Origin of the sequence: Haloparvum sedimenti (assembly GCF_001462205.1) — an archaeon.
GTDB lineage: Archaea > Halobacteriota > Halobacteria > Halobacteriales > Haloferacaceae > Haloparvum > Haloparvum sedimenti.
Map to the genome: position 1 here is coordinate 1 of NZ_LKIR01000095.1, position 3,367 is coordinate 3,367.

A 3,367-nucleotide genomic window follows, 5' to 3' on the forward strand; every position below is an offset into this window, starting at 1 on the left:
CGGCATAGTGCTCCCTTCGTGGAGTGTAGAGATAAGGAACGACTCGTCTCCGTGGGTGGAGTCCGGTTTGGAGGAGGCAATCAGTCGATCAGCGTTATGTCGAAGGGAGATCCCAATCGATTGAATCACGGATGACGCGGGTGATCAACGGTAGCGAGGACACAGGAAGGGGGCTCGGGGATAATCAGCCGTTCGTCCGTCGCTCCTGCTCTTCCAACTCTTCTTCGTGGTCTTCGATGGCCTCTTGGTGGGCTGCCTCGTTCCCCGCGACGCGCTCTGAGAGCTCCATCAATCGATCTTCCTTTCCGTAGAGAATGACCGTGTCCCCGGGCTCGATCTCGGTGTCTGGACCGGGCGCTCCAATGTACGCCCCCTCCCGTAAGATGCCGAGCAGGAGGACACCTTCATCGTTGAGGTCACACGAATCAGGTGTTTCGTAGGCGAGCCAGTCGTCCTCCTCTACGTCGATTTCCGCAACCCGGTACTCTTGCTGGAGACCGAGCATTTCTGTATAATCTCGAAGTTCGAGATCCGTCGTCCGTTCGAGTGACCATTCGATGAGCGGAGTCAGCAATCGGTTCAACCACTCGCTACGCGCGGCGAGGACGAGTAGAATGACCCCGGTAAGGATGTAGACGAGGTTGAGAGCATTTCCCCCCTGAGCATCGGTGAACGAGAGGACAAGTGACGCGATGACGCTTACTAACCCCACGCTCCCGAGCCGGATGAGTGCCTTGATGATTTTCCGCCGTTCCGGTGTCGTCACTGTCTGTTCCGCCTCTTCTGTCGTATATCCCGCACCGGAGAACGCCGACGTCGATTGAAACGAGGCGACATCCGGAGAGAGCCCCGTCATCCGAAGTGCGATTGATCCGATCCGGACGATTAGCAGTGACAGTGCAAAGATGACCAGCAACGAGACAACCGATTCCGTGGCGACCATAACCTGTAGACGTTGGCCGCGATACTAGGTAAAACACCCCCCAGAAGGCGTCGTAGGTCGATTACATCGGAGCTCCTCCCATTTACGTTTGGTCGTGCTCACCGCCTATTCGTGGAATACAGAGAATAGCGCTGTCCGTCGCTGCTCCGACAACATTCCGTATGACGAACGCAGTGGCCCTCAGAGCCATCAGTATGAGCGCCAACTTCTGCATGATCGGCGCTGCAACCCCCGATACAATTCTTGGCCAACGGTGAGCAATTTCCGTGACTCAGATGGGGGAATACTGCTCTGGCGAACGACTGATCAAAACATCCCCTGAAGGATATTTTATAAATAGCTATTTACCCTCTATTTCAGATGCTATGGCTCCGTTGAATTCCTCAGAGAGTTCCAGGTTCGCCCGGTAGTCTGACCGGATGAAAGCCCTCCCAAAATCGCGGTTACTCCAGTTCGTTGAGCAGGCATTTCACTTGGCTCGTCGAGCTGTCGCTCGCTACGCTTCGAAGTTCTCAAAACGACGGTACACACATATGGCGCATTCATCCGCTCACGGCGCTGGTGGAAGCAGTTTCGTGAACTCGTTGTCGGCTGTCTCACTCACAACATCGAAAAAGCACTCTAAACGTTCAATAGAGAGCGTGTGTCTATGTTCGGTGCTCAGAACTGAGCGGCAGCTGTTAGAATCTCCCTGCTGAATACGGGACGCATATTTAGCACCACCCCACATAATGGGGAGTTGCAGGTTGTCTACAGTACAACGTCACCTAGTTGTGTCGGATTCCTCCTCGGTTCCACCACCGTTTTCCGGTAACTGGATGCCCGGTCTGGGCGTTTCGAACGGGCGACCGCCTTTCAAACTGAACAGCATCTCCCGGCTCGACAGAACCCGAATCTCCGGATACCGGCGTCTCACGGCTTGCGCGTAGCTCGCGAGCGCGACCAATACGACGCCACCAGTCGTGTTGCCAAGCAGGATCGGAAGCCAGAACTCATAAATCAGGGTGAGTACTCCCGGACTCGGCGTCTTGAGAAACACGACGAAGAGTGCTTCAGCGCCCGAACTCACGACGTGGTACAGGCCGAGGACGGGAATCGTGTAGAAGACGAGATAGGTGATTACGACACGCGAGATCGTGTCTCGCGCAGCCGTATGGAGCCACACCACGCCAGCAACGAGCCACCCCGCGAACAGGGCCTTGAAGAACAGGTCCCACCAGCCCAGTTCGAGGCCGTGCTGGAGGAATTCGGCTCCGACCTCCATCTCTGCCGGCGTAAGTACGTGCGTGTTTGCGAGGATGAACGCGCCGAACGCGGCACCGATGACATTCGCCAGCAGGACAACGCTCCACATGCGTAACAGCAAGGGGAGACTGGCCAACCGGGTCAGCACCAGCTTGACCGGTGGGAGAGTGGTCTCGGTGTACAGTTCGTACCGTCCGAGAATGATGTACATGAACCCGATCGGATACAGCACTGCGGCGAGGAATCTATTGTTTGGGAACGTCGCGGTCCCGACCGTGTAGCCGATGAACGTCAAGACGATCGCGAAGCCGGCGGTGAAACCGCTGAAAAACAGTTCCGAGAGCGTGCTGGCGATTTCCTCGTCGGCGGACGCGAGCAGCCGTTGATGGATTTCATTCCATGAGAAGCGATCGCCGAGTGCCCAGCCCGTTGCCGGGACGCCGGAAGCAGCCCGGTCCTGGGATCGGACGACTGGTGGCGAGTCCTCGGATTCGTCGCTCATGAATACCCTCTAGACAGCAACTGCTGTGGTTCGACTATATTCGGAGTCGGGTCCGCTCGTCGGATCTGAATAATCCGCGATCCCGGACTAAGATGAAATGGTGGTACCAGAATGTCTCTCCTCGAATATGGGTGACAATCTGTAGCATTATAAATTTATCAGCGGCAAGCGGGAGACGGCTACCGGCGTTCGGACGTATGGCGTTCCGTTATCCCGTGCATGTGAGTCAGGGCCAACTAACTGGTGACTATTCCTCTGAAGCTGCCATTCTGTTGACTACATCCTCTGTATCTATCACTCCGTTCCCGCGCCAAATGACGACCGACCAGTGACCGATACGCGCTGTGTATGCAGCACGGCCTGAACGAACTACTCTGTTCGTGTCACAAACACCGTGACCCACTCAGAGGCTGTATGCGACATGACTGAATCACTCCTTCCAATTCTCGCAAGCTGAATTTCCGGTCACTGAATCTGTAAACTAAGCTACGCCGACAACTTTGTTATCTCCCAACACAGACACGCATCTAATGTTTGAACAAAAAGAGTTCGAAGGTTATTGGTGGACTCCTAAATCTAAGGCTCTGTTGAAATCCCATGAGTTCTACATTATCGCCGCTGAAGCAACCGAGTGAACGGAATGCCTTTGCCTCGGTGGCGTCTTCAACGAGTATGCG

At 55.3% G+C, this 3,367-nt stretch carries 2 protein-coding genes and 2 pseudogenes; 2 read left to right on the top strand and 2 right to left on the bottom strand.

Annotated elements, in window-relative coordinates; translation table 11 throughout:
- Positions 1-184: 184 nt before the first annotated feature.
- Positions 185-943 carry a TrkA C-terminal domain-containing protein gene (locus tag AN233_RS06005; RefSeq protein WP_058365918.1) on the bottom strand — a complete coding sequence of 253 codons (759 nt, stop codon included), beginning with the start codon at positions 941-943 and terminating at the stop codon, positions 185-187.
- 419 nt (positions 944-1,362) lie between these two features.
- Here AN233_RS06005 and AN233_RS16780 point away from each other — a divergent pair.
- Both AN233_RS16780 and AN233_RS16785 read left to right on the top strand, forming a co-directional pair.
- Positions 1,363-1,485: pseudogene (locus AN233_RS16780) on the top strand (IS5/IS1182 family transposase); the annotation flags it as partial.
- Positions 1,470-1,568: pseudogene (locus AN233_RS16785) on the top strand (IS5/IS1182 family transposase); the annotation flags it as partial. The pseudogenes AN233_RS16780 and AN233_RS16785, both read left to right, overlap by 16 nt.
- A gap of 138 nt (positions 1,569-1,706) precedes the next feature.
- On the opposite strand, the gene AN233_RS06010 reads toward AN233_RS16785, so the two are convergent.
- Positions 1,707-2,690 (bottom strand): formate/nitrite transporter family protein, encoded by a 984-nt coding sequence (locus AN233_RS06010; RefSeq protein WP_058365919.1) that lies wholly within the window; start codon positions 2,688-2,690, stop codon positions 1,707-1,709.
- Positions 2,691-3,367: the final 677 nt, after the last annotated feature.

Excerpts from the sequence above, each read along its gene's own strand:
- AN233_RS06005 (WP_058365918.1), bottom strand. The coding sequence starts at position 943 with ATGGTCGCCACGGAATCGGTTGTCTCGTTGCTGGTCATCTTTGCACTG.
- AN233_RS06010 (WP_058365919.1), bottom strand. The coding sequence starts at position 2,690 with ATGAGCGACGAATCCGAGGACTCGCCACCAGTCGTCCGATCCCAGGAC.